Below are 19,365 nucleotides of genomic sequence, written 5' to 3' on the forward strand. Positions count from 1 at the left end.
AGGCAGTAGGTTGTTCGTTCATGGGGGGCTGATGCGCAGCACCACCTTGCCGAAATGCTGGCCCGACTGCAGATGCGCCAGGGCTTTGGGCAGATCGAGCCAGTCGTGCACGCTGTCGAGCAGTGGGCGCAGGCCGTTGGCCTCGATGGCGCGGTTCATCGACTCGAACGACTGCCGCGGGCCGACGGCGATGCCGCGCACGCGGGCATTGCGTTGCAGGATCAGCAACGGGTTGATCTCGCCCTGCTGACCGCCGAGGTAGCCGATCACGTTGATCTGGCCGCTGGTGTGCAGCGACAGCAGCGACTGGGCGAAGCTGCGCGGGCCGCCCACTTCCAGCACATGATCGACGCCGTGTCCCTGGGTGATGGCCATGACCTGTTCGTGCCAGTCGGGCGTGCTGCGGTAATTGACCAGCCCCGTGGCGCCGAGCGCTTGCAGGCGCTGCAGCTTGTCATCCTGGCTGGAGCTGACGATCACTCGGGCGCCGTGCAACAGGGCGAATTGCAGGGCGAACAGCGACACGCCGCCGCTGCCTTGCAGCAGCACCCAGTCGCCGGCCTTGATCTGGCCTTCGACCACCAGCGCCTGCCAGGCCGTCAATGCGGCGCAGGGCAGGGTGGCGGCTTCTTCCCAGGACAGGTGCCCGGGGCAGGGCACCACGCCGCGCTCATCGAGCAGCACGTATTCGCTGAGCATGCCATCGAGCGGGCCGCCCAGCGGCAACACGCTGCCGGTATCGCCCAGGCGTCCGCCTTCCCAGCCCTGCCAGAAGCAGCCGATCACCCGTTCGCCCGGGGTGAACCGGGTGACTGCCGCGCCGACTTCGACCACCTCGCCAGCGCCATCCGAGAGCAGGGTGAAGGCGTGCTGAGGTTGGCCCTGATAGGTGCCGCTGGCCATTTCCAGGTCACGGTAGTTGAGCGCCGCTGCCTGCACCTTGATCAGCACCTGCTGCGGGCCGGGCGTCGGGCGGGGGCGTTCGATCAGGCGCAGGGCCGCGAGTCCGAAGGGCGGCGTTGCCTGCCAGGCTTTCATACGTGGTTCTCTCCACTCTGTAGACGTTTGAGGCGGCGCCACAAGGTGGTCTGGCTGATGCCCAGGTACTCGGCGGCCATGCTTTTGTTGCCGGCGAACAGTTGCAGCGCCTTGACGATTTCTTCCTGCTCGACGTGATGCAGGTGCCCGCCGTTCTCACCCTCGCCAAGGGGGGCGTAGAGCTCGGGCACCACTCGCGGCAGCGCCTCGAGCAGGGCTTCGCAACTGCCGTACATGCGCTGCGAGACGATCAGCCGTTCCACCACGTTCTCCAGCTGGCGTACGTTGCCGGGCCAGTGATAGCGGCGAAACACCTGGGCCACGCCCTTGATCAGCGCGTCCGGTTCCACCTCCAGGGCGTAGCGCAGGCCTTCGCGGCGCATCAGGTAGGCGGTCAGTACCGGAATGTCTTCGACCCGCTCGCGCAGCGGCGGGATGTGCACGGCGAAGGTGCTGATGCGGTAGTAGAGGTCTTCGCGGAAGCGCCCGGCGCGTACTTCGTCCATCAGGTCGACGTTGCAGGCGGCGACGAACTTGATGTTCAGCGAGATCGGCCGCCGTGAGCCGACCGGGCTCACTTCGCGTTCCTGTAGCACGCGCAGCAATTTGGCCTGCTGCGGCAGCGGCAGCGAGTTGATCTCGTCCATGAAGAAGGTGCCGTTGTTGGCGCTTTCCAGCAGGCCGGACTTGCCGCCGCTCTTGGCGCTGGTGAAGGCGCCCTCGGCATAGCCGAACAACTCCGACTCGAACAGCTCTGCAGGGATCGCCGCACAGTTGATCGCCACGAACGGGCCCTTGGCATTGGCGCTGGAAACGTGCACCTGGCGCGCTGCCAGCTCCTTGCCGGTACCGGTTTCACCGCGGATCAGCACGGTGCCCGGTGTGGCACCGTAAACGTTCAACTGGTTCTGCACTTCCGCCATCCGGCTGGACTGGAACACCAGGCGCCGCCCGTCATCCTGGGGCATGGCCAGTGGGCTGAGCTGGAAACTGTAGAGAAAACCGACAGCTTCGCCGCCCAGCTCGAACGGCTGCTTGGTCAGGCTGCATAGGCGGTCACCCAGCAGCAGGCCCTCGGCACGCAGGCTCTGGGCATCGAGCATCTTGCTGTCGAGCACGCCATCGAGGCGCCGGCGTCGGCCGATGTTGGGGATCAAGGTGCTGGCTGCGTTGTTCCAGGCCACCACTGCACCCGTGCGGTTGGTGAGCACCTGGGGTTGGTGATTCTGTTCCAGCAGGAACTGACCGATGGCCGCGTGCTGTTGTTCGCGCTTGTGCTGGCCGGCCTGGCGGATCGCCTTGCGCAGCAGGTTGCGGCACGACTCGCGCGAGTACAGCAGCACCGACTGCAGCCCGGCGTACTCGGCCAGGTCGCAGGCATAGCTGGAGCCGATGACCACGCCGAAGCCCTCGTTGCGCACGCTGTGGAAGATCTCCTTGGCGTGTTCGGCGGTGCTGTAGGTGTGGTGGGTGAGTTCGACACCGTCGAACAGGCTGAGCAGCTCGACGTTGGTTTCCTGCCGCTCGTAGGTCAGCAGCAGGATTTTCGAGGAAATGCGCCGCGCGGTGAGCACGGCCTGGATCAGGTCGGCCTGCTCCACCTTCAGTGCCAGCACCGGAATGGGCAGGGTATCTTGCAGGTAGAAGGCGTTGGCCCCCGCACTGATGAAGATGTCCACCTGCTGCCGTTCGATCAGATCACGTGCTGCCTTCACCGCATCGTTGAAGATGTTGTCGATGATGGTGATGCTGGCCAGAGCCTCGAACTCCGGAATCAGGCTGTGCACCACCTGGCTCAGTTTCGAGTTGCCGATCAGGCAGACTCGTACCCGGTCGAGTTCCGCGTTGGCGAATTCCACGGTGTATTGACCCTCTTATTGTTATGAAGCCTGGGCACTGGTAGCCGGCTCATGGCCGGTATTGCTCAACTGCGGAAAAGCCAGGGCTCGCTGAGCCGGCGACGTTCTTCATAGGCGCTGATCCGTGCCCCGTAGCACAGGCTTTCACCTACTTCGTCTAGGCCCTTGAGCAGGCGCTGGCGACGCCCTTCGTCGAGTTCGAAACACCATACCCCGCCGCTAACCGAAAGCAAGCGACGTTCCACATCCACCTCGGCCTGCAGGCCGGGCTGTGCCTCGGTCAGGGCGAACAGCTCGTCGATGGCTGCTTGCTCCAACAGCAGCGGCAGTACGCCGTTGTTGAAGCAGTTGTTGCGGAAGATATCGCCGAAGCTGGGGGCAATGACCACCCGCACCCCAAAATCGCGCAGCGCCCACACCGCGTGCTCGCGGCTGGAGCCACAGCCGAAGTTGGCTTGCGTCAGCACCACGCTGCCCTGGCGGTAGGGCGGCTGGTTGAGGATGCAGGCCGGGTTCTCGCGGCGCTTGTCCAGCGGCGTGTCGATCTCGCCGGGATCGAGGTAGCGCTCGTCGTCGAACAGGAAAGCGCCGAAGCCTGAGGCTTCCAGGCTCTTGAGGTACTGCTTGGGCAGCAGCATGTCGGTGTCGATGTTGGCCCGGTTGAGCGGGATGATGATGCCCTGGTGAGTGATCAGCGGCTGCATGCTCATAGATTCCTGAAGTCGATCAATTCACCGGCCACGGCGGCGGCTGCCGCCATGGTCGGCGACAGCAGGTGGGTGCGACCGCCCTTGCCCTGACGGCCTTCGAAGTTGCGGTTGGAGGTGGCCGCGCAGCGCTCGCCAGGGCTCAGGCGATCTGCGTTCATGCCCAGGCACATGGAGCAGCCCGGTGCGCGCCACTCGAAACCGGCGGCCTTGAAGATACGGTCCAGGCCTTCGCGCTCGGCCTGCAGGCTGACCAGGCCGGAGCCCGGCACCACCAGCGCCTGGCGGATACGCTCGTGCACACGGCGGCCGCGCAATACGTCGGCGGCGGCGCGCAGGTCTTCGATGCGTGCGTTGGTGCAGGAGCCGATGAAGATGCGATCCAGCGGCACGCCTGCCAGCGCCTGGCCCGGCTGCAGATCCATGTAGGCCAGGGCGCGCTCCCAGTCCAGGCGCTGCAGGGCGTCGCGGGCCATATCCAGCGTCGGGACATGGCCGTTGATCGGCAGAACCATTTCCGGCGAGGTGCCCCAGGTGACTTGCGGGCGAATGTCTTCGGCCTGGATCGTCAGTTCCTGGTCGAAGTGCGCGTCGGCGTCTGAATGCAGCGTTTCGCGCCAGTAGGCGGTGGCCGCATCCCAGTGTTCGGGCGTCGGCGCCAGCGGACGGCCGCGCACGTAACGCTCGGTGATCTGATCGTAGGCGATCAGCCCGACACGTGCGCCGGCTTCGATGCTCATGTTGCACAGGGTCAGGCGTGCTTCCATCGACAGCGTTTCGATGACCGGGCCGCAGAACTCGATGGCGTGCCCGCTGCCACCGGCGCTGCCGATGCGGCCGATGATGTACAGCGCCAGATCCTTGGCCGTGACGCCCGTGGCCAGGGCGCCTTCTACGCGAATGCGATAGTTCTTCAGCTTGCGACTGCGCAGGGTCTGGGTGGCCAGCACATGCTCGACCTCGCTGCTGCCGATGCCATGCGCGAGCGCTGCCAGGGCGCCGTGCGTGGCGGTATGCGAGTCGCCACAGACCAGCGTCATGCCCGGTAGCGTCAGGCCTTGTTCGGGGCCGACCACATGGACGATGCCCTGGCGCATGTCGTCGAGGGCGAACAGCGGGATGCCGAATTCGCGGCTGTTGCTTTCCAGCACGGCGATCTGCTGCCGGGCGATGCGGTCACTGATGCCGCCCAGGCCTTGCTCGCGGCCCAGGGTTGGCACGTTGTGGTCGGGCGTCGCCAGGCTGGTGTCCACGCGCCAGGGCTTGCGCCCTGCCAGGCGCAGGTTGGCAAAGGCCTGTGGTGACGTCACCTCGTGCAGCAGGTGGCGATCGATGTACAGCAGGGTCGAGCCATCGGGCAGATCCTCCACGCGATGACGATCCCAGAGCTTGTCGTAGAGCGTTTGTGCTCCCACGGTGTGTACCTCGGCAGTAGAAAAGGGCGGTTCTTCGAGCCTGTTCAAAGCCTGCTGCGCGTCGGTCATGCTGCGTTGAAATCAAGCTCAGAATGCTCATTTACAGCTCGTAAACTCGAATACGAGCCCAGTGCGTTCTTCGCTTGATTTCGCCTTGCCTGGCTCTAGCTCGCGAGGCTTTGAACAGGTTCTTATATGGTTGTTATTCGGTCAGCGTCGGGCGGGCGTCCAGGGCACCCAGCGGTACAACTCGTTGCCAGTGGGGTCGGCGACCCGGTAGCCGCAGTAGCTGTCCAGGCGCCCTCCGGCCTTCGGCTGGATGATGCAGTACGGCTTCTGACAGGCGTTCTCGTCCTGGCCGGCGTCCAGCAGGGCCTGGCGCGCCTGCGCCAGGGACTGATCGAGTGAGGCGACGCGCTGGCCATCGAGCTTCGCCACGTTGGCCTGGAAGTGGCTGACCCAGGCATCGGCAAAGGCGGCACAGCGGCCGCCCTCCGAGCTGCTGGCCGTCGATGGAGCATGACTGGGCGCCGTCGCCGAGCAACCGGCGACGGCCGCCAGCGCCAGTGCGCTAGCCCAGCAGCGCAAGGCAATCCTCCAGGTCGCGCACGTCCGCGTACTTGATCTGCAGGTCACGCAGGTTGGCCTGGTGCGCCTGCGCATCGCGATCACCCACCGCCTGTTCCGGCAGCAGCACACGGAACTCGTGCTGCAAGGCGTCCAGCGCGGTTGCCCGCACGCAGCCGCTGGTGGTCAAGCCGGTGACCATCACACCGTCGACGCCGGCCTCGTGCAGGCGTTGCGCCAGGTCGGTGCCGAAGAAGGCACTGGCCCAGAACTTCACCAGCACCGGCTCGCCGTCCTGCGGCGTCAGGCGCGGGTCTATCTGCACCAGCTCCGAGCCTGCCGCCAGCACGTTCAGCGCCGGTATCTTTTCGCGGAAGACCCGCGCCTGGTTTGGCTGGTCATAGGCCACGGTGGTGAAGATCACCGGCCAGCCGCGCCGACGGAAAGCTTCCAGCAGCTTGCGATTGGCCTCGACGACCGCCGGGCATTCGCTGGCCAGCGGGCTTTTCGTCGGGTCGGTGAAACCGACCGAGAGATCCACCAGCACCAGCGCATAGCGCTGGGCCGGGGAGAGGGAGCGGGAATCCAGAGCCATGGCGATTCCTCAGTTCCAGGACGGTGTGGTCGGTGCCGGCAGGCCGGTTTCGGCCAGGCAGCGTGCCTTGAGTTCGTCCAGCGTGCCGCCGCGATCGAACAGTTCGATCTCGCCGCGCTCGGCCGCCATGACCTCGCGCAGGGCGCGAGTCGCGCTCTCGTCCACGGCATCGTTGGCGACCACCACGCCATAGCGGCGGGCGCCGTCGGCACTGACCAGGCCTTTGCGCACATCAGTGAGCACCTTGGCCGGATCACGCTGCAGCGGGTCGCCCCAGCCACCACCGCCCCAGGTGTCGAACAGCACCAGGTCGCCAGCCTTGACCTGGATGTTGTCGCATTTGGCCGGCAGCATCTGCCGGGTGCCATCGGCACGGATCAGTTCCTTGCGGCTGCGCTCACCCGGTGCACCACCGTTGACGCCCCAGGGGTAGGTCAACCAGCGGTCGTCGTGGATCGACACCTCGCCATCGACCAGCAGCCGGTAGGCCACACGCAGACCGTTGCCACCCCGGTGCAGGCCGGCACCGCCGGAGTCGGCGAGGGTTTCGTAGGTTTCGATGCGCAGCGGGAAGTAGGCCTCGACGAACTCGTTGGGCACGTTGGTGAAGCCCGGCCACAGCGAGTGGCCGTCCGGGCCGTCGCCCACCGGCCGTCCCGGAATGCCGCCGAAGCCGATCTGGAACAGCTGGAACCATTCGCCCTGCTGGTCGTAGCCCGAGTACATGAAGTGCGGCGAGTCGGAGAAACCGGCGGCGTTCATCGCCTGCGGCGTGCCCTGGCCGAGCAGCCCGCCCATCATGTCGAAGATGCGCCCCAGCAGGTGGGTGCGGCAGGACAGGGCGGCGGGGAAGTTCGGCTTGAGGATCGAGCCCTGCGGGATACGCACTTCCACCAGGTCGTAGAAGCCGTCGTTGAGCAGGATCGCCGGGTCGAACAGGCTGATGGTCAGCGCGCCGAAGAAGATCTTGAACATCTCTTCGTTGAGGTAGAAGTTGACCGAGGAGGGTGCCTGCGGATCGGTGCCCTCGAAGTCGAAGATCGCCTTGTCGCCCTCGCGCCACAGTGCGCAGCGCAGGGTGTAGGGGCCCAGGCCGGCACCGTCGTCGCAGATGTAGTCCTCGAACACCTGGCGGTGCTCGGGCACCACACGGCCGATCACTTCTTTCATCGCCCGATGGGTGCGCTCGAGCATTTCCTGCTGGGCGCTGTAGAACACGTCGTCACCAAAGCGCTCGGCCAGTTCGACGCAGCGTTTGCCGGCGGTACGGCAGGCGGCGACGATGGCGTTGAGGTCGGAGCGGTTCCAGCGCGGCATGCGCACGTTGTGCAGGATGACGTCGAGCATGTCGGCGTTCATCTCGCCACGGCGGTACAGCTTCACCGGCGGGATGCGAATGCCTTCTTCCCAGATCGAACTGGCGTTGGTCGGCAGGCTGCCCGGCACCTTGCCGCCGACGTCGGACATGTGGCCGAACATGGCGGCGTAGTTGATCACCCGGCCGTTCTTGAAGATCGGCATCAGTACCAGCCAGTCCGGCAGGTGGCTGACTGCGCCGCTGCACAGGTACGGGTCGTTGGTGAGGAACACGTCGCCCTCTTCGATCTCGCCCTCGTAGCTGCGCAGGAAGCCGCTGATGAACGAACCGAACTGGCCGACGATCATCTTGCCGTCGCAGGTGGCGATCATCGGGAAGGCGTCGCCCTGTTCGCGGATGCCCGGACTCATGGCGGTGCGGAACAGCACCGCGTCCATTTCGTTACGGGCGTTGCCCAGGGCGTTCTCGACGATGTCGATGGTGATGCCGTCGACGTCGACGCGCTGGAACGGATTGCTGTTTTCTTGTTTGATGCGCGCAACCATGACGCTTACTCCTGATGGCCCAGCGGGCGGATCAACAGATTGCCGACGCGGTCCACGGCCGCTTCGTAACCCGGAAGAACGAGGGTGGTGGAGTCCATTTCCATGACGATGGCCGGCCCCGGCACGATCAGGCCCGGGCTCAGCTTGCCGCGCGCATAGAGCGCCGCATCGTAGTCCTGGCCGGCGTAGTGCACCGGGGTGTGGCCGACCTGCGCCTCGGCCAGGCTGCTGGTGGTGCTCTCGAAGGCGCGCTCGGTGATCTCCGGGCGCGGCGCGCGGGCGATGGCACGCAGGTTGACCAGCTCATGGGCTTCGTTGAGGGCGAAGGTGAACAGCTGCTCGTGTTCGGCATCGAAGGCGGCGGTGATGGCCTGCATGCCGGTACGGGTCAGCTCGTCCGGGTCGATGTCCAGGGTCAGCAGCAACGCCTGGCCCTGGTAGCGCACGTCGGCCTGCCAGGTCAGTTGTTGCACCTCGGCGGGGATGTCCTGCGCGGCCAGCGAGCTGCGCACGCTGTCGCCGAGTTGCTGGAGAATCTGCACCACTTCCTCGACGCTCATGTCGCTGACGCGGCGCACCAGCGAGCGCGAGGCCTCGTCCTTGACGCGGGTGGTGGCGTCACCATAGGCGCAGAGCACACCCGGGCCCGGCGGGATGATCACCGGCCAGGCATTCATAAGGATGCCCAGGGCGTTGGCGTGCAGCGGGCCGGCGCCGCCGAAGCCGCACAGGGCGAAGTCGCGCGGGTCGTAGCCCTGCTCGACGCTGATCAGGCGCAGCGCGCCGAACATGTGTTCGTTGGCGATGCGCACGATGCCTTCGGCGGCCTCGAACAGCGACACGCCCATGGCGTCGGCGGTGGCCTGCACGGCGGCGGTGGCCAGGTCCTTGCGCACCTGGAAGTCACCGCCGAGCTTCTGCTCGGCCGGCAGGTAGCCCAGCACCACGTTGGCGTCGGTCACGGTGGCCACGGTGCCGCCCTTGTTGTAGGCCGCAGGGCCAGGCACGGCGCCAGCGCTTTCCGGGCCGACGCGCAGGGCGCGGGTCAGTTCCGGCACCGAGGCCATGGAGCCGCCACCGGCACCGATGGTGCGCACGTCGACCGACGGCGCACGCACGGCCACGTCACCGACGCGGGTTTCGCGGCGAATGCGCGCCTGGTTGTTATCGATCAGCGCGACATCGGTGGAGGTGCCACCGACATCGAAGGTCAGCACCTTGCTGAAGCCGCCACGGGAGCAGAACCAGATCGCCCCGGCCACGCCGCCGGCCGGGCCTGAGAGCAGCAGGTTGACCGGTGTGCTGGCCGCCGACTGGCTGGTGGCCAGGCCACCGTCGGAGCGCAGGATGGACAGCTGCACGTCCGGGCGCAGGCGGCTGCACAGCTCGCCCTGCAGGTGTTCCAGGTAATTGGCCACTTCCGGGCGCACGTAGCTGTTGACCACGGTGGTCTCGGTGCGCTCGTACTCCTGCATTTCCGGCACCACTTCCGAGGACAGCGACACCGGCACGCCGGGCATCACCTCGCGGGCGATGTCGTGGATGGCCTGTTCATGTGCGCCGCTGGCGTAGGCGTTGACCAGGCTGATGGTCAGCGCCTCGATGCCGGCCTGCTTGAGGCGCAGCAGCTCGGAACGGATCGCTTCGCGATCCAGCTCGCGCACCACGGCACCGTGGGTGTCGATGCGCTCGTCGGCCTCGACGGTCAGTTCCAGCGGGGCGAGCAGTTCGCCCTTGTTGAAGGTCACCCAGCCGCCGAGGCCGCCAGGTACGAAGGAGCGGGCGATATGCAGCACCTGCTTGTAGCCCTTGGTGGTCACCAGGCCGACCTTGGCGCCACGGCGGGTCAGGATGGCGTTGGTCGCGACCGTGGTGCCGTGCATCACCGAGCGAATGGCGGACGGCTCGACGCCCGAGGTCTGGCAGATCTTCTCGATGCCGTTGAGCACCGCGATGGAGGGATTGTGCGGCGTGGAAGGCACCTTGGCGGTATAGCTGTCACCCGTCACATCGTTGATCAGGAGCAGGTCAGTGAAGGTTCCGCCTACATCAACACCCAAACGAAAACTCATGTTGCCTCCAAGCACTTTCTTGGCTTTGTTGTGCATCTTGGACCGGGGCGCGTTGGCGCCCCGGCTGGTTCGGCTTAACGCGCGGCTTTTTCGAGTTCGCGCAGATTGACATCGTCAGCGGTGACACCCGGTGTGTTCAGGCGCGGGCCACCCAGTACGAACACCGTGCCATGGCGGCGCTGGTAGTCGATGGTGAAGCCGGCGGCGGACACGATCCCCACATCGCCATCCTCGGTCTTGATGGTCTTGAGGTGATAGTTCATCCACTTCCAGAACTGGCCTTTGCGATCATAGGCTTCGGCCTGATAGAAGCGAGGGAACTGGGTGTCCATGTACATCACTTTCTTGCTGTACGGGTGCTCCGGCGGGGTGGTGGCTTCCAGCACCCAGACTTCACGCGGTTCCCATTCGGCCTTGGGGTTCCAGAACGGCTTGTTGTCCAGGTCGATGACCGGGAACTCGGCGTTGCCGCTGGCCTTCTGGTTCCAGGTTTCACCCTGGGAGTTGGCCACGGCGAGAATCCAGCGCTTGCCCAGCAGTTTGTAATCCGGGTACCAGCTCGGGTGGGCGTTGAAGATCTCGATGTCATCGCTGAGCTGGTCGGTACCGCCGATGGGGTCCATCCAGGTGCCGCCGGACAGGCGACGGGTGCGCCGCACCGATTTCACGTAGGCCCAGGAGTCTTCCAGCTTGGGCGAGTCGTAACGCACGGTGAACAGGCCCAGGCCGCGGATGTCGGTGGGGTAGGTCGCGTACAGCAGGGTCTTGGTGAGGATGGTGCCGTCACCCTCGACGGTCTGCTCGGTGCCCAGGCGGCCCTTCATGTAGTAGCGCTTGAACGCCCACTCCTGGCGACGCTCCAGGCCGACCTTGTCGTTGAGGAACAGGTAGCCGAACTTGGGGTAGTCCTGCAGGTTCTTGATCGGCTGGGCGTAGTGGTGGTTCCAGATCAGCTTGGCGGCAGCGTCCGGGTCGTCCTGGCTGACGTTGGGGAACGGCACGCCGGCCACCCAGCCTTCGACCTGGCGGGTGTCGCGGTTGTACACGGCCTTGCCTTCGTTGGCTTTGGTCGCGGCCACGTAGTCCTTGCCCAGGGTGATCGGCTCGGAGGCCTTGAGGGTGATGGCCAGGCCTTCATCCTTGATCAGGATCTGCATGCGTTCGGTGAGCAGGTCACCGATGCCGTGGCCCTCGAAGGTGTCGCCCAGGTGCTGGGCGAGGTTGCCCGCGTCGATTCGCGTACCCGGTGTCAGCTCGGCGGCCTGTGCGGCCAGCGCGACCGAGAAGGTCAGCGCCAGGGAAGCGGCGAGGTGATGCTTGAGGAATGTCATTGTTGTTATCTCCTGGATCAGAACTGGTAGGTCACGCGGACGGCCAGTTGGTCGTTGCCGTCGAAGTAGCCGAACAGGTTGGTGTTGTTGAAGCCTTGCAGGGCGCGCTTCTGCCGCTCGTCGTTGAAGAACAGGTCGGCCTCGACGCGTACCCGCCAGTTGTCGCCGTAGGCGAACTCGACACTGGGAACGATGAAGCTGCCGCCATAGGTCAGGTCGGTGCCCACGGCCAGGGTCGGGTTGATGCGGTCGTTGTCGTAGTTGGTCGCCAGGATGGCGGTGGCGATGGTCGAGTATTCCTTGGCTCGGCCACTGAAGCCGGCGGTGTTGACCACTTCGTCGTCACGGTCGTAGTTGGTGATCCAGGTGTTGAACAGCTGCACCGAGAAGAACGACGGGCGACTGGTGCCCAGGTAGCTCTGCAGGCCGAGCTGTTTGTCCATGCGCACCATGGTCTTGACCACGTCCTTCTCGATGATCCCGCAGAAGCCCGGGAAGAACGAGCAGCCGCCTGCTTCGCCGGCCTGTACGCCGATGTTGTACGGCGCGTTGGGGATGTAGGAAACCTCGGCGGAGAACACCGCATCGACCGATTCCAGGTAGCGGTTGGCGGTCACCCCGAACACGTCGATGAAGGGGAAGATCAGCTCGCCGACGGTGGAGTTCGGGTCGGAGTTGTAGTCGCCCTTGTACGGGCCGACGTAGGTACGACCACTGGCGGCATTGCCGACGCCCAGCGGGTTGTTCGGGTTGGAGTTGATCACCGGGTTCTGCGACGGGCCGTGGAACCAGCCCAGGGAGTATTCCCACTCGCCGGCCATGCCCTTCCAGCGCACGCCGTAGGACGGATCGTCCATGTCGGCGGCCTTGTGGTCGTAGTTGTACGGCACGTCGGCGCCGAAGGTGGCGGACTCGAAGGTGATGCCCTTGTTCGGGTTGTTCGCCCAGCGTCCGCCTTCCAGGTCATAGCTGTTGCCGCGGTCGCTGGCACGGTTCATCCGGCCTGGGATGTAGAGCAGCTGCAGGGTGCCGTCGACGCTGTCGAAGCGCTCCATCAGGTTGACCATCCACAGCGGCTTGCGCACGTCCTCGTTCTCCGGTTCGAGGAACGAGCGGATGCGCATGTCGTAACCGTGGATCACGTCCAGCGACTGGAAGAAGTCGGTCTCGCCCCAGACCACCTGCTGCTTACCGAGCTTGAGGGTGGTGGTCGGGGTGACCCCGGTCTGCCACCACAGCTCGCGGATTTCTTCGCTGTTGTAGACGTCGTCCATCAGGTTGACCGACGACTTGCTGCGGTTGCTGAAGAAGTCGGAGGCGGCGTTGCCGTCCATGCTCTTCTGCAGGTCTTTCAGGTAGTCGGTTTCCACCTCGCGGGCCACGCGCCCGGAGATGTTGAACTGCGAGTTGCCGAAGTCCTTGAACAGGTTGAGCTTGAGCGTGGTGCGCGCCATCGACAGGTCGTAGCGATAGTTGCCCTTGCGCTTCGCGCCGACCAGCCCGTTGGGGTCATCGGTATCCATTACATAGGGGTTCTCCAGGTTCCAGGACATGTGCTGGCGCGCATATCCACTGACCTCCCAGTCGGAGAAGAACCCTTCATCAGCCTGTGCCCCAGCCTGCACTCCCATACCAGCCAGCAGAACCGCGCAAGCGATCGGAGTTTTGCCAGACCACGCTTTCATATTGTTGTTGTGTGCGCTCATTTTCAGTTCCTGATGTGTTCAGGTTGGTGGATACGCCCGCAGATCGGGGCATCTTTCGTCTGGCCGTGCTCAAAGATGAATTTCGGTTTGAACACCAGCGCAAGCGAAGGCATGACGAAGAGCGAGGTCAGTGCCGAAACCATCAGCCACAGGCCGATCAGCATGCCCATCTCCGCCTGGAATCGAAGGGAGGAGAACGACCAGAACAGCACCCCGGCAGCCAGGGTGAAGGCCGTCAGCAGCACCCCACGGCCCGCCGAGCCGAGGGACTGCAGCACCGCGTCGAGCGGGTCGGCATCCGGGTGTTTTTCCAGGTATTCCTTCATCGAATCGACGATGTAGAAGGCGTAATCCACGCCCAGGCCGATGCCCAGGGCCACCACCGGCAGCGTGCTGATGCTCATGCCGATGCCTTGCCAGGCCATGAAGGCGAAGGTCACCACGTTGGAGATCAGCACCGGGATGATGAAGAAGATGCCGCTGACCGAAGAGCGGTAGACCACCAGGCAGCACAGCACCACCACCAGGAAGGCCAGCGCGGTGGCCTCGATCTGGTCGCCGAGGAGGATCTCGTTGACCGCCGCGATGATCCCCAGCACGCCACCGACCAGCTTCACCTCGGCCCCTTCCAGCGGGTTGTCGCGGATGAACTCGTTGGCGTAGTGGGTCGCCTTGCGCAGGGTGTCGCCCTTGTGATCGCGGAAGAACAGGGTCACGGCTGCGTTACGGAACTGCACGTCGGCGAACTGGGTCAGGTCGTCCGGGTCGGCGCCCTGCATGTAGAAGCTGATCAGCTCGCCATTCTCCATGCGGCTCAGGCCCAGCTCGCCATAGCGCGGGTTGCCTTCGTAGAGGTTGCGGCGAATGTCGATGACGATATCGGCCAGCGACACCGAACCGCCGATCTCCGGCTGGCGCTCCATGTAGCGCGAGAAGCGCAGCATCCAGTCGAGCACCTCGGGCGTTTTCATGGCGTCCAGTTCCTTGCCTTCGAGCACTACGAACATCTGCTCGGAACCGGGGTAGAGGCGGTTGATCAGGGCGCTGTCGCGGTTGAAGGCGGAGTCCTGCCAGAGGATCGGCGAACCGTCACTGGCGTCGCCGACGTTGATCCGCGTGGCTTCGAACATGAAGCCGCCGAGCAGCACCAGGGTCACCGGGGCGACCCAGTAGCGTGCGCGGCTGCGCACCATCCACTTCGCACCATTGAGGACGAACTGCATGAACCCGTCGAGGTTGACCGGGTGCACGTAGCCTTCCGGGCGCTTGATGTAGGACAGCAGCGCCGGGGTCAGCAGCACCGCCGAAACGGCGATGGTCATCACCCAGATGGCGCCGATGATCGCCACTTTGTGCATCAGCGGAATGGGCGTGAGGATGACGCAGAGGATCGCCCCAGCATCGGCGTACAGCCCCAGCATGCTCGGGCGGAACAGCTCGCGCATGGTCTGCTCGGCGGCCTTGCGCGGTTCGATGGACTCGCCCACGGCCAGGTCGTCGAAGCGGGTGATCAGCTGCACCGAGTGGGAGAAGGCGCGCGCCGTGATGATGAAGGCCACCACGATCACCAGCGGGTCGAAGTTGTAGCCCAGCAGGCTGCCCACGCCCAGTGCCCAGATGGCCGAGACCGTACCGGCGATCAGCGGCAGCAGGGTGCCGCGCCAGGTGCGGCTGAACACGAACAGCAGGATCAGCATGGCCGCCAGCGACAGCAGGGCGATGCCCACGGTCTCGCCGAGGTAGTGCGCCACCCAGCCATAGAGGATCGGCTCGCCCACCAGGTGCAGGCTGACCTGATCCTTGACTGGCGAGGCGTCGAGGATGGCCTCGATCTGCGGGAAGATCTTCGCGTAGTCCACCAGATGGTCGTAGAAGTCGACCTGGATCAGCGCCGAACTCAGGTCACGGTCGACGTACAGGCCATAGACCAGCGGGTTGTTCAGTACTGCCTGGCGCAATTCGCGCATCTGCTGCGCGTCCTTGGGCAGATCCGGCCACATCAGTGGACGGGTCTCGATGCCTTCGCTGGAAGCATTGACGCGCTTGAGCTTCTTCGAGGCAAGCGAGGTGATCTGCATCGGATTGACGCCCTCGACCTGCTGCAGGTCGTAGGTGATCCGGCGCACTTCACCGAGCACGTCCTCGCGGAAGATGTCGCCCTCCTTGGCCTTGACCAGGATGGTCACGCGGTTGCTGGCGGCGAAGCTGTCCTGGTACTTCTGGTGCACCTTCACGTAGGGGTGGTCGTGGGGAACCATGTCGCTGAAGCGGGTGCGGATGTCCAGGTTGACCAGGCTGGCGGCAAAACCCAGGGTGATCAACCCGACCACCATGCACACCAGCAGGCGATGGCGGATCGACCACAGCGACAGGCGCGCGGCGAAATTCATGGCGGCATTCATTGTTGGTGCTCCCGAGGCCAGAGCTGCAGGTCGTCCTGGCGCAGCAAACCGAGTTGATGGCCGATCAGCACCACGCCGTCGGCGGTGTCGAGCAGTCGGCTGTGATAGCTCTTGTCCAGACCGTCAGGCGTCCAGGCCTGCCATTCGCCGGCCGGGGTGCGCGAGCGGAACAGCGCGCCGCGGTCGCCGGTGGTCAGCCACTCGCCGTCATGCACGGTGACGTCGAACAGGTGCTCAGGGGTGAAGGCGTTCACCGCCTGCCAGCTGTCGCCACCGTCGCGACTGATGAAGGCCTGGCCCTGGTTGCCCACGGCAACGCCGGTGCGACCGTCGAAGACCAGCGCGCGCAGGCTCTCGCTGCCCAGTTCCTGGGTCGTCCAGGTCAGGCCGCCATCGCGGCTGCGCAGCAGGCGACCGAATTCGGCGGTGATCCACAGGTCGCCGTCGACACCGGCGCGGATGCTGTTGAAGGTGACGTCGTCACCGTTGCCCATCGGCTCCCAGTGCGTGGCATCGGCGTCGCCGCGAAACAGCGCGCCCATTTCGCCGACTGCCCAGAAATGGCCGTCGATGAAACTGACGCTGAGCAGCTTGCCGGCCAGGTCGGAGACCACCAGTTCCTGGCTTTGCCAAGGCTCTTGCCCCTGGCGCGTCCACAGGTGTCCCTGGTTACCGACCACTACCTGGCGGCCCTGATCGGAGACGGCGATCGACTGCAGGTTGCTGCGCGCCGGCAGCTCTTCCCGTGTCCAGGTCGCCCCGGCGTCCAGGCTCGACAGCAGGGCGCCGTTCTGCCCGACGATCCACAGGTGCTCGCCGAGTGCGGCGCCATCGAAGAAGGCATCGCGGCGTTCCAGCAGCGGCTGATCCAGCGGCACCGGGTTGACCGAGGGTTTGATGAACACCGCGGCATAGGCCAGGCTGCCGATCACCATCCAGGGGGCCAGCCGCGCGAGCCAGCCAAGCAGGCACTTAAACATGGTGGCCTCCCTGCTGCTTGCCGGCCTGGCGGTCGAGCCAGCGGAACGAATGGCCGCCCAGCGGCGTGCCGGTCAGGGCTTGCACGCGTTGCACGCTGGTCACCAGCGCCAGCGGGTCGATGCCGCTGCGCAGGCCCATGGCGTCGAGCATCAGCACCAGGTCTTCGGTGGCCAGGTTGCCGGTGGCGCCCGGTGAGAAAGGGCAGCCGCCGAGGCCGCCAATGGAACTGTCGAACTCGCGCACGCCGCACTCCAGCGCGGCCAGTACGTTGGCCAGGGCCATGCCCCGGGTGTCGTGGAAATGGCAGGACAACTGGCGGGCGGCGTCGTACGGGGTCAGTCGCTCCAGCACCTCGCGCACGGCACGCGGATTGGCCGCGCCAATGGTGTCGGCGATGATCACCTTGTCCGCACCCGCTTCGAACATGCGCTGGGTCAGGTGCTCCACCACCGAGGGCGGAGTCAGTCCTTCGAACGGGCATTCGAAGGCCACGGCGACGTAGGCACGGGCCTGGATGCCGTCCTCACGAGCGCGCTGCATCAGCTCGGCACAGACCGCGGTGGTCTGCTCCAGGCTCATGTTGATGTTGCGCTGGTTCATGGTTTCCGTGGCCGACAGCACCACGGCGACCGAGCGCACGCCGGCTTCGCGGGCCAGTTCGTAGCCGCGCAGGTTGGGTACCAGCGCTGAGTAGGCGACCGCATCGGTCATCGGCAGGCGGCCGAACAGCTCGCCGGTGCCGGCCATCTGCGGCACCGCCTTGGGCGATACGAAACTGCCGACCTCGATGCTGCGAATGCCGCTATCGAGCAGCGCGTCGATCATCAACAGGCGCTCGTCGAGGCTCAGGGTCTTGCCCTGGCTTTGCAGCCCGTCGCGCGGGCCGACTTCATTAACGGTGACGAAATCGCTCATGCCTCACCCCACGATCCGTTGGTTCTTCAGCGCAGCGATGCGCTCGGCGTCGTAACCCAGCACGCGTTCGAGCACGGCGTCGGTGTGTTCGCCCAGCAGGGGCGGTGCGCTGTAGCTGTCTTCGTCGTCGGCCGACAGCTTGATCGGGTTGCCCGGTGCTTCCACCGTGCCGCCTTGCGGGTGGGGGATTTCCACCACCATCTTGCGATGGCGCACCTGCGGGTCGGCCAGCGCATCGCTGAAGCGGTTGACCGGCGCGCAGGGCACGCGCACCGAGGACAGCTGCTCGACCCAGTGGGCGGTGTCGCGGGTGGCGAACAGCTCGTTGAGGATGCCGTCGATCAGCTGCTTGTCGGCCAGGCGCGCCGGTTGGGTCTTGTATTTGGGATCCTTGAGGGCATCGACGTCGAGCAGGCCGACCAGGTTGTCCCAGAAGCTGTCGAAGATCACCGCGACGATGATGAAACCGTCGGCGGTGCGGTAGGTGTTGTACGGCACGTGAACGAAGTGGCCGTTGCCCAGCGGTTCGGGGTTCTCGCCGCTGAGGAAATACATGGTGGCCATGTAGTTGAGCATGCTGATCTGACAGTCGAGCATGCTGATGTCGACGTGCTGCCCATGGCCCTTGCTGTGGCGTGCCTGCAGTGCGGCCAGTACGCCCATCACGGCGAACATGCCGCCGCCCAGATCGCCGATGGGGATGCCGGCGCGGGTCGGATGGTCGGCGTTGTCGCCGGTGATCGACATGCCGCCACCGATACCCTGCACCACCTGGTCGAACGCCGGGCGCTGGTAGTTGGGGCCGTCCTGGCCGAAGCCGGACACCGAGCAGGTGATGATCAGGGGGTTGATCAGTTTGAGGTGCTCGTAGTCGATCTTGAGCTTCTGCGGCACGCCGGCGCTGAAGTTGTCCAGCACCACGTCGGCTTCACGCACCAGGTCGTGGAACACGGCCAGGCCCTGCTCACTCTTCAGATCGATGCACACGCTCTGCTTGTTGCGGTTGAGCGTGAGGAAGTAGGCGCCCATGCCCTTGAACGAATGCCGAGGATCCTTGGCCAACAGGGCACGTGTGCCTTCGCCAGCCAGCGGCTCGACCTTGATTGTTTCCGCCCCGAGATCGGCAAGGATCATTCCGGCATAAGGGCCGGACAGCATGTGGGTCAGATCGAGGATGCGAATCCCCTCTAGCGGTTTGCTCATGATCGTTCTCTTGTACTTGTTGGAATTGCCCGCACAAGAGGGATAGCAAGGCCCTTGCCAAGTCTTTGGATGACTTTTAGTTGTTTGTTTTTAAAGGGATTTTTTTAATTTTTTGAGTGAATCAGCGAAGCGCTTGGAGCAATCGCATTGCAAGGTGAAATAGCGATTTCATTCTGCATGGATGGTGGTGAGCGAACGGGGAAGGGCGTCGATAAGGGAGGTCGGCGGGGGAGTGGACAGACGATTCGCTGGGAGGGTGGTCGTTCGGATGGTTGAGGGGGCTGATACCGGACTGGCAAGTTTGTGTGTTGTCTTGTCGGGTGTTTTGGACGCCGCTGCAGTGTTTGCCGGAAGTCCTTGTTTCGCCCCCTCGGGCGACTCACTTTTCTTTGAAGTGCGCAAAGAAAAGTAAGCAAAAGAAAGCGCACCCCATCATCCGGCCCCGGCTGCGCCGGGGTTCCCTCGTTCCATCACCGTTCCAGGGGCACGCCACGATGGGCCATCCCTGGCCCTCCGTGGCTCTCGCGGCATCCATGCCGCTCAACCCCTTCCACGGTGATTCCACTCGGCCTCCTGAAGGGGACTTGGGCGTCGTCTGCGAGATCGCGATGCAAGAGCAAAAACACGGAGATTAAGGGTTGGCCACAAGAGCACAGCGAGACAGGTTTAGAGCCCGTAAGGGAAACCCTGAAAAAGTTGTCATTACTCGCT

The 19,365-nt window shown here is 64.9% G+C and carries 14 protein-coding genes; all 14 read right to left on the minus strand.

All coding sequences use genetic code 11. The features are described 5' to 3' along the window. Nucleotides 1-18 precede the first annotated feature (18 nt). Nucleotides 19-1,038, minus strand: a complete 1,020-nt coding sequence (locus tag C7A17_RS17580) for a zinc-dependent alcohol dehydrogenase family protein (RefSeq protein WP_106739227.1) — start codon at nucleotides 1,036-1,038, stop codon at nucleotides 19-21. After that, a complete protein-coding gene (locus tag C7A17_RS17585; RefSeq protein WP_106739228.1) occupies nucleotides 1,035-2,897 on the minus strand; it encodes a sigma 54-interacting transcriptional regulator in 1,863 nt (620 codons plus the stop codon). Before C7A17_RS17585 ends, C7A17_RS17580 begins: the two co-directional genes overlap by 4 nt. Before the next feature lie 65 nt (nucleotides 2,898-2,962). Continuing rightward, a complete protein-coding gene (gene leuD, locus C7A17_RS17590) occupies nucleotides 2,963-3,601 on the minus strand; it encodes a 3-isopropylmalate dehydratase small subunit (protein ID WP_106739229.1) in 639 nt (212 codons plus the stop codon). 2 nt (nucleotides 3,602-3,603) lie between these two features. Continuing rightward, a complete protein-coding gene (leuC, locus tag C7A17_RS17595; RefSeq protein ID WP_234035814.1) occupies nucleotides 3,604-5,019 on the minus strand; it encodes a 3-isopropylmalate dehydratase large subunit in 1,416 nt (471 codons plus the stop codon). 210 nt (nucleotides 5,020-5,229) lie between these two features. Beyond that, nucleotides 5,230-5,607, minus strand: a complete 378-nt coding sequence (locus tag C7A17_RS17600; protein WP_106739231.1) for a hypothetical protein — start codon at nucleotides 5,605-5,607, stop codon at nucleotides 5,230-5,232. Beyond that, a complete protein-coding gene (locus C7A17_RS17605) occupies nucleotides 5,591-6,181 on the minus strand; it encodes an isochorismatase family protein (protein ID WP_106739232.1) in 591 nt (196 codons plus the stop codon). The genes C7A17_RS17600 and C7A17_RS17605 overlap by 17 nt, the downstream gene beginning before the upstream one ends. Before the next feature lie 9 nt (nucleotides 6,182-6,190). Next, the gene (locus tag C7A17_RS17610) at nucleotides 6,191-8,044 is read right to left on the minus strand and encodes a hydantoinase B/oxoprolinase family protein (RefSeq protein ID WP_106739233.1); all 1,854 of its coding nucleotides are present in this window, start codon (nucleotides 8,042-8,044) and stop codon (nucleotides 6,191-6,193) included. A 5-nt stretch (nucleotides 8,045-8,049) separates the two neighbouring features. Next, nucleotides 8,050-10,116 (minus strand): hydantoinase/oxoprolinase family protein, encoded by a 2,067-nt coding sequence (locus C7A17_RS17615; RefSeq protein WP_106739234.1) that lies wholly within the window; start codon nucleotides 10,114-10,116, stop codon nucleotides 8,050-8,052. Between the two features lie 74 nt (nucleotides 10,117-10,190). Then, the gene (locus tag C7A17_RS17620; protein ID WP_106739235.1) at nucleotides 10,191-11,447 is read right to left on the minus strand and encodes a DUF1329 domain-containing protein; all 1,257 of its coding nucleotides are present in this window, start codon (nucleotides 11,445-11,447) and stop codon (nucleotides 10,191-10,193) included. A gap of 17 nt (nucleotides 11,448-11,464) precedes the next feature. Next, complete coding sequence (locus tag C7A17_RS17625; RefSeq protein WP_106739236.1) at nucleotides 11,465-13,153, minus strand: DUF1302 family protein; 1,689 nt, start codon at nucleotides 13,151-13,153, stop codon at nucleotides 11,465-11,467. A 2-nt stretch (nucleotides 13,154-13,155) separates the two neighbouring features. Further along, nucleotides 13,156-15,555: an efflux RND transporter permease subunit gene (locus tag C7A17_RS17630; protein ID WP_106739237.1), complete on the minus strand. Its 2,400-nt coding sequence runs from the start codon at nucleotides 15,553-15,555 to the stop codon at nucleotides 13,156-13,158. Next, the gene (locus C7A17_RS17635) at nucleotides 15,552-16,535 is read right to left on the minus strand and encodes a WD40/YVTN/BNR-like repeat-containing protein (protein WP_106739238.1); all 984 of its coding nucleotides are present in this window, start codon (nucleotides 16,533-16,535) and stop codon (nucleotides 15,552-15,554) included. The genes C7A17_RS17630 and C7A17_RS17635 overlap by 4 nt, the downstream gene beginning before the upstream one ends. Continuing rightward, the gene (locus C7A17_RS17640; RefSeq protein WP_106739239.1) at nucleotides 16,528-17,451 is read right to left on the minus strand and encodes a hydroxymethylglutaryl-CoA lyase; all 924 of its coding nucleotides are present in this window, start codon (nucleotides 17,449-17,451) and stop codon (nucleotides 16,528-16,530) included. The genes C7A17_RS17635 and C7A17_RS17640 overlap by 8 nt, the downstream gene beginning before the upstream one ends. Nucleotides 17,452-17,454: 3 nt before the next feature. Continuing rightward, on the minus strand, nucleotides 17,455-18,654 hold the full coding sequence (locus tag C7A17_RS17645; RefSeq protein ID WP_106739240.1) for a CaiB/BaiF CoA transferase family protein: 1,200 nt from the start codon (nucleotides 18,652-18,654) through the stop codon (nucleotides 17,455-17,457). Nucleotides 18,655-19,365: the final 711 nt, after the last annotated feature.

Origin of the sequence: Pseudomonas mendocina, from assembly GCF_003008615.1 — a bacterium.
Taxonomy (GTDB): Bacteria; Pseudomonadota; Gammaproteobacteria; order Pseudomonadales; family Pseudomonadaceae; genus Aquipseudomonas; species Aquipseudomonas mendocina_C.

What these genes read in the sequence shown, in the direction of transcription:
- C7A17_RS17580 (WP_106739227.1), bottom strand. Translation starts at nt 1,038, where the DNA reads ATGAAAGCCTGGCAGGCAACGCCGCCCTTCGGACTCGCGGCCCTGCGC.
- leuD (WP_106739229.1), bottom strand. Translation starts at nt 3,601, where the DNA reads ATGCAGCCGCTGATCACTCACCAGGGCATCATCATCCCGCTCAACCGG.
- C7A17_RS17605 (WP_106739232.1), bottom strand. Translation starts at nt 6,181, where the DNA reads ATGGCTCTGGATTCCCGCTCCCTCTCCCCGGCCCAGCGCTATGCGCTG.
- C7A17_RS17610 (WP_106739233.1), bottom strand. Translation starts at nt 8,044, where the DNA reads ATGGTTGCGCGCATCAAACAAGAAAACAGCAATCCGTTCCAGCGCGTC.
- C7A17_RS17615 (WP_106739234.1), bottom strand. Translation starts at nt 10,116, where the DNA reads ATGAGTTTTCGTTTGGGTGTTGATGTAGGCGGAACCTTCACTGACCTG.
- C7A17_RS17620 (WP_106739235.1), bottom strand. Translation starts at nt 11,447, where the DNA reads ATGACATTCCTCAAGCATCACCTCGCCGCTTCCCTGGCGCTGACCTTC.
- C7A17_RS17625 (WP_106739236.1), bottom strand. Translation starts at nt 13,153, where the DNA reads ATGAGCGCACACAACAACAATATGAAAGCGTGGTCTGGCAAAACTCCG.
- C7A17_RS17630 (WP_106739237.1), bottom strand. Translation starts at nt 15,555, where the DNA reads ATGAATGCCGCCATGAATTTCGCCGCGCGCCTGTCGCTGTGGTCGATC.
- C7A17_RS17635 (WP_106739238.1), bottom strand. Translation starts at nt 16,535, where the DNA reads ATGTTTAAGTGCCTGCTTGGCTGGCTCGCGCGGCTGGCCCCCTGGATG.
- C7A17_RS17640 (WP_106739239.1), bottom strand. Translation starts at nt 17,451, where the DNA reads ATGAGCGATTTCGTCACCGTTAATGAAGTCGGCCCGCGCGACGGGCTG.
- C7A17_RS17645 (WP_106739240.1), bottom strand. Translation starts at nt 18,654, where the DNA reads ATGAGCAAACCGCTAGAGGGGATTCGCATCCTCGATCTGACCCACATG.